This window comes from Pseudaestuariivita rosea, from assembly GCF_017592335.1.
Classification (GTDB): Bacteria; Pseudomonadota; Alphaproteobacteria; order Rhodobacterales; family Rhodobacteraceae; genus Parasulfitobacter; species Parasulfitobacter rosea.
The window spans coordinates 1-5,450 of the sequence record NZ_JACNMP010000069.1 but is presented as its reverse complement, the minus strand read 5'-3'; the positions used below and the strand labels follow the sequence as shown (position 1 = coordinate 5,450).

Annotated in this window: 7 protein-coding genes and 1 pseudogene; 3 read left to right on the top strand and 5 right to left on the bottom strand. The window is 53.8% G+C overall.

The genetic code is table 11. The annotated features are described in order from the left end of the window. Window positions 1–32 precede the first annotated feature (32 nt). Window positions 33–245, bottom strand: coding sequence for a hypothetical protein (locus tag H7848_RS19520; protein ID WP_208354627.1), 213 nt, complete (start codon window positions 243–245; stop codon window positions 33–35). A 49-nt stretch (window positions 246–294) separates the two neighbouring features. Here H7848_RS19520 and H7848_RS19515 point away from each other — a divergent pair. Further along, a pseudogene (locus H7848_RS19515) lies at window positions 295–846 on the top strand (tyrosine-type recombinase/integrase). A gap of 167 nt (window positions 847–1,013) precedes the next feature. Here H7848_RS19515 and H7848_RS19510 read toward each other — a convergent pair. Together H7848_RS19510 and H7848_RS19505 are read right to left on the bottom strand one after the other, a co-directional pair. Then, on the bottom strand, window positions 1,014–1,910 hold the full coding sequence (locus H7848_RS19510) for an NAD-dependent epimerase/dehydratase family protein (RefSeq protein ID WP_208354625.1): 897 nt from the start codon (window positions 1,908–1,910) through the stop codon (window positions 1,014–1,016). Window positions 1,911–2,061: 151 nt separating this feature from the next. Next, window positions 2,062–2,475 (bottom strand): helix-turn-helix domain-containing protein, encoded by a 414-nt coding sequence (locus tag H7848_RS19505; RefSeq protein ID WP_208354623.1) that lies wholly within the window; start codon window positions 2,473–2,475, stop codon window positions 2,062–2,064. 73 nt (window positions 2,476–2,548) lie between these two features. On the opposite strand from H7848_RS19505, the gene H7848_RS19500 reads away from it, so the two are divergent. Beyond that, on the top strand, window positions 2,549–3,046 hold the full coding sequence (locus H7848_RS19500; protein ID WP_208354621.1) for a DUF2938 domain-containing protein: 498 nt from the start codon (window positions 2,549–2,551) through the stop codon (window positions 3,044–3,046). 200 nt (window positions 3,047–3,246) lie between these two features. Here H7848_RS19500 and H7848_RS19495 read toward each other — a convergent pair whose 3' ends face one another. Next, on the bottom strand, window positions 3,247–3,849 hold the full coding sequence (locus H7848_RS19495; protein WP_237072867.1) for an LOG family protein: 603 nt from the start codon (window positions 3,847–3,849) through the stop codon (window positions 3,247–3,249). Further along, window positions 3,846–4,232, bottom strand: a complete 387-nt coding sequence (locus H7848_RS19490; protein ID WP_208354619.1) for a RidA family protein — start codon at window positions 4,230–4,232, stop codon at window positions 3,846–3,848. Before H7848_RS19490 ends, H7848_RS19495 begins: the two co-directional genes overlap by 4 nt. On the opposite strand from H7848_RS19490, the gene H7848_RS19485 reads away from it, so the two are divergent. Beyond that, window positions 4,233–5,294 carry a GlxA family transcriptional regulator gene (locus H7848_RS19485; protein WP_208354617.1) on the top strand — a complete coding sequence of 354 codons (1,062 nt, stop codon included), beginning with the start codon at window positions 4,233–4,235 and terminating at the stop codon, window positions 5,292–5,294. The last annotated feature ends 156 nt before the right edge of the window (window positions 5,295–5,450 follow it).

Here is a 5,450-nt window from a genome sequence, read left to right as displayed (position 1 = left end):
CGACGCAAAGATCCTGAAAATGAGAGAGGAGATCAAAAAGAAGACAATCCAAACACGTCGCTTGCAGCACCAATCAGCTGCCGCATAAACTCAAACTCAAACTCAAACTCAAACTCAAACTCAAACTCAAACTGAAACTGAAACTGAACCAGAAACTGAAACTGAAACTGAAACTCAAACTGAAACTGAAACTGAACCAGAAACTGAACCAGAAACTGAAACTGAAACTGAACCAGAGCCTCCACTACCAAACAGCCTCAGTTCTCCGAAAAACTCTGAAGACGGACATGCCCGTTGAAGCCAAAGCATGTCTGGGCGATCCGGGTTCGACTTGAATTGGCAGAAAACCATCGCGATCTCGCGCTCTTCAATATGGCCATCGATAGCAAACTTCGCAGCTGCGACTTGGTCAAGATGAAGGTCGTCGACGTCATGGCGTCCGGCTAGATCAAAGAACGGGCATCGGTGCTGCAAAGCAAGACGCAGAAACCTGTGCGCTTTGAGATTTCAGAAGGCACCCAGGTCTCAGTCGAGAAGTGGATGGAAGACGAGCTCATGGTCGGCTCTGAATATCTATGGCCGGGCAAGTTCCATGAGCGCCTTCACATCTCGACCCGCCAATACGCGCGGATCGTAAGGGATTGGGTGACTTCGATCGGCCTTGAGGCGAGCGCATATGGCACGCATTCAATGAGACGAACAAAGGTGACGCAGATCTACAAGAAAACCGGAAACCTTCGTGCCGTTCAGCTCCTCCTCGGCCATACCAAGATGGACAGTACGGTCAGATATCTCGGCGTCGAACTTGAAGATGCCCTTGCGATTGCAGAAGCAATTGAAATCTAGAAAAGCTGGGCCGTCTTCACTGGCGGCCCAATGCGAACCTTCATCCCAGCATCAAGCGCTGTATTGCGGCTTCCCTACACCGGTCACTCGCTGCGCACGCGAGAATTTGCGTGCCCCGATGTCGGTAACAGCAGCCACAAACTTCAAACAAAACTGCCTTACACAGATTAGGACAGAGGGTCCCTTATCCACCGGGAGGTTGCTTCGGCGAAGTCAGTGACTTGCGGTCGCCAGCCAACAGCTGACTGCAACTTCCGCGCCGACATTTGTTGATCGAGAGTCGGGCCTTTCGCCCACGCACCGTGCTCCTTCACGGCCTCATCCACCGTACGGGTTATAATTTCTGTTGGAGAACCATAGGCTTTAGAGATCACGGAAGCGATCCTGCCTACGGCGACACCTTCTTCGGCAGCCGCATTGAAGTACCCTAGAAGGTCGGAGCGTTCCACGAGGTCGCAATAGGCTCGGGCCAGATCACGGCTTTCGATCAGGGGCCAGCGGGTGGCCGCACTCCCCCAGATTTCAATGCGTTGTCCAGTCTTCGCAGCAGATAAAAAACGATCGAACGCCCCACCGTCACGCATGTCATAGACCATTGCTGGATGGACAACCGTCGTGCGCAGATTAGGCGCGTCGAGTAGCGCTTGCGCGTGCGTTACCATCCAAGAGAACGATGGCAGCGGGTCAAATGGTCGGTCTTCCACTGCTATTTCGTCACCGGTTTCACCGTAGAGCCAGCATCCCCCAGTATAGATCAGCCGCGTCGGTTCGGTCCGTGTTTCAGATGCATGAATTACGGCTCTCATAGCCTTGGCGTCCACATCTCCCATATCTTCCTCAAACGTCGCTGCAGCCTGTATGATCGCATCGGATGAGATAGCCACATCTGCCCAATGATCCGGGTCGGAAAGATCGCCTCTGAACGGTTTCGCCCCGGCAGAGATAAGCAGTTCGTCAGACCTTTCCGAACGGCTCAAAGCCAAGACCTTGTGGTTTCGGCGCACCAGTTCCGCCACAACGGCAGTTCCAATCGTTCCCGTGCCACCCAAGACAAATACTTGCATCAATCATCCTCCCCGCCGCATGCAAAACGCATAGCTACAACCTCAACCAAGGTTGAGGTCAAGCACCGATGTCGCAAAAGGGGACCTTTGTACTCACCACAGCATCGGTCAACATGGGACTGCAACGGCTATTTGATCACATGTGAAATGGTCAGCGCTTCGCCGCGCGCGCTTGTTTCTTTGCAGCGATACGCATCATTTTCTGAAACCTTGGACACTCCAAGTGGCTTGGTTCCGGGCATTCTGCGACATGTAGCAGCCCATCTCGAACGTGTTGCAATATCTGTATTTGATGATCAATCTCCGCAGCTTTTTCATGCAGCAATTTACGGTCGATGAAGGCTGAACCATCAGATGAGAAAAAGGCTTCAATCTCTGACAGCGAAAAACCCGCCGACCGCCCAAGTGCTACGAGGGCAAGGCGCTGGAAGACTGTCGCGTCGAACAACCGCCGAAGACCTTTGCGCCCTATCGAGCTGATCAAGGACCGTTCCTCGTAGTATCGCAGGGTTGATGCGGGCAGTCCGGTTCGATGTGAAAGTCCTGCAATATCGATGGTTTTCATACTTGACCTCAAGTCGACTTGAAGTGGCAACGTATGTTCCGTTGCGATTTGGCGCAAGAAAAAGGGGCGTGTTATGAATACGATAGATGTGGCAGCTGCCGTGGTTGTCATCGGCATCGGTGCGACAGCGTTCATGGACGCTATTGCGTGGCTCCAATGGCGACTGCTTAAGATACCAAGCCTGAACTACGCCCTGGTTGGAAGGTGGATCATTGGCCTATCGAGGGGTCAATTCTTTCACAACACTATTTTGCAATCGCCTCCACAACGCCATGAACGAGCCATTGGTTGGCTGGTTCACTACGGTATCGGCATTTTCTTTGTTTTCCTGATGCTCGCCCTGATGGGAGCTGACTGGTACATCGCCCCGGATTTGCTGAATCCGCTTGTGACCGGTCTGCTGAGCCTCTCCGCTCCGTTTTTTATCATGCAGCCTGCTTTTGGATTTGGGGTCGCTGCTTCGAAGGTCCCATCGCCATGGGTTGCAAGGCAACGGAGCCTGCTTGCGCATCTGTCCTTTGGTATCGGAATCTATTTTGCGGGCTTATTGTGGTCTCAAATGATGCCATAACCTGCCAGAAGCCCCGTTGAGCAAACTCCGGGCATGTAACGCCGGTCCAAACGAAGCGCCGGGCCTATCAGTGGGTGGCCTTCAGATTGCCCGCCGAAAAGTCACCTTGAACCGCCACGACCTGGATCACACCACAGCGCACAAGCGCTCGCTTGCTGACAGGGCTTCGACCATTTCGGCGGTGTGGCTGTTAACCTACATTACCTATTGCTCTGGTAACCTTTGACGGGAGGGTGATTGTAACAAGCAAAATCCTCCAGAAGCGCGCTGATATCTGAACCATCAAAAAGCATTTCGCGGTGAGGCTCTGAAAGGAAACCGCTATGAACCATCTGGTCGAGCATGCCAAGCAGCGGATCAAAGTAGCCGTTCAGGTTCAGCAAGCCGATAGGTTTTTCATGGTAGCCGATCTGGCCCCATGTCCATTGCTCGAAGAACTCCTCAAATGTGCCGCTGCCGCCGGGTAGGACAATGAATGCATCCGCGCGATCTGCCATTTCCGCCTTGCGTTCATGCATGTCCGCGACGATGCGTAAATCGCTCAGACCATTGTGAGCGATTTCGCGATCGACAAGCGCGCGAGGCATAACACCGGTGATGTGTCCGCCAGCGTCAATGCACCCGTCCGCCAATGCCCCCATAAGCCCCACATGTCCGCCACCGTATACGATCCTGTGACCGGCGCTTGCCAGCGCGTGGCCCGTGTCGAAGGCGTCGGATTGATAATCATAGTGCTTCCCGGACGCTGAACCGCAGAACACAGCGATACTCTTGTTCCGAAAGAGAGGCCCATCCGCCATCATGAAGCGTCTTTCATTGCGATTGCCTGTATCTTGATCTTTGCACCAAAGGGCAGTTTTGCTGCCTGATAGATTGTCCTTGCCGGAAACTGCGAAAACCGCGCCCGGCAGACGTCATTCACCTCCGGCAGATCGCGTTCAAGGTCGGCAAACGCAATATCGACATAGACAATCTCGTCGGAATTAAAGCCCGCAGCTTCCGCAACCTTGAACACCAGGTCAAAGGCGCGATCTGCCTCTTCCTGCGCGCTACCCTCATGATAACCATCTTCATGAACGGCCAGCTGGCCCGAGATATGGCACGTTTTGCCCACGACCACTGCGTTGGAGATGGGAGACGACGATGCCGGAACACCTGGAACGTCTGTGATAAAGGTTCGTGACATGTGACTTTCTCGCTTTGCGGCTTTCGGTTGACACAAGCCTACGCGCCATGGCTGAAGTCAGAAATGATTGCTAACCTTCAAAATCAGACAAAGCGCCTTCAATCCGTCCTCATCCTGGGCTTCGACGATGTTCTGCTCATGGATGTGGCTGGTCCCGCTCAAGTATTCGCATCCACGAACAAGATCTTGAGTTGGACCGCATACGCCATTTCCATCGTCACAGAAGACGGCAATGACATTCAGACGGACACCGGATTGTCGCTGACCGCGCAGGTGTCGTTTGCCGGACGTCATCGTGCGGATGTTTTCGTTGTTCCCGGCGGCCCCGGCGTTGATCAGCGATTGTTCGATGCCTCATTGCGAGGGTTTCTGACCGAGATCGAGCCGAACGCGAAGCGGTTCGTTTCGATCTGCTCGGGCAGTCTTCTTACCGCGTCCGCCGGGCTTTTGGATAACAGAAAGGCCACGACGCACTGGGAGCGTGTCGATCTCGCTCTTGAGACGTTTCCGAAAGTCGCATGGCATCTTGATGAGATTTTCACCCATGACGGCAAGTTTCATTGCTCGGCGGGGGTGACGGCAGGCATTGATCTCGCCCTTTCGCTTGTAGAGGCAGACCACGGACGGCGTGTCGCACTGAGTGTCGCCCGTGAAATGGTCGTCTTTATGAAGCGGCAAGGCGGGCAGTCGCAATACTCTGCACCCCTCAAGGCGCAGGCGGCATCCAGCCAACGCCTGGGCGAGCTATACAGTCACATCGAACAAGACCCGACTGCGCCATGGGGCGTAAAAAGGATGGCAGAACTTGCCGGAACAACAGAACGCACACTGCATCGCGATTTCAGGCATGAATTTGGAAAGACGCCCTCCCAATTCGTCGAAGAACGGCGCCTTGCGCTCGCGCGTTCATATTTGGAGGTAAGCATTAAGCCAATCAAGGAGATTGCTTATCTGTCAGGGTTCACAACTGAGCAGAAGATGCGACGAAGCTTTGTCAGAAGGCTCGGCGTGCTGCCGACGCAGTATCGAGACCGCTTTGGCAAAGCCAACATTCGCGCATAGCGCAGCATCAATAATCTTGAGCATATTTCGTTGAAAAACTCTTCTTGATCGAGGGGGCATCCGCTGCTTCAATTCCAATATTGGTTGGGAGATTTAGGGATGCTGGGACCAAAGCAGGAAGCACAGGCGGCGCTGTTCTATGAGTTCTCTCTGGAA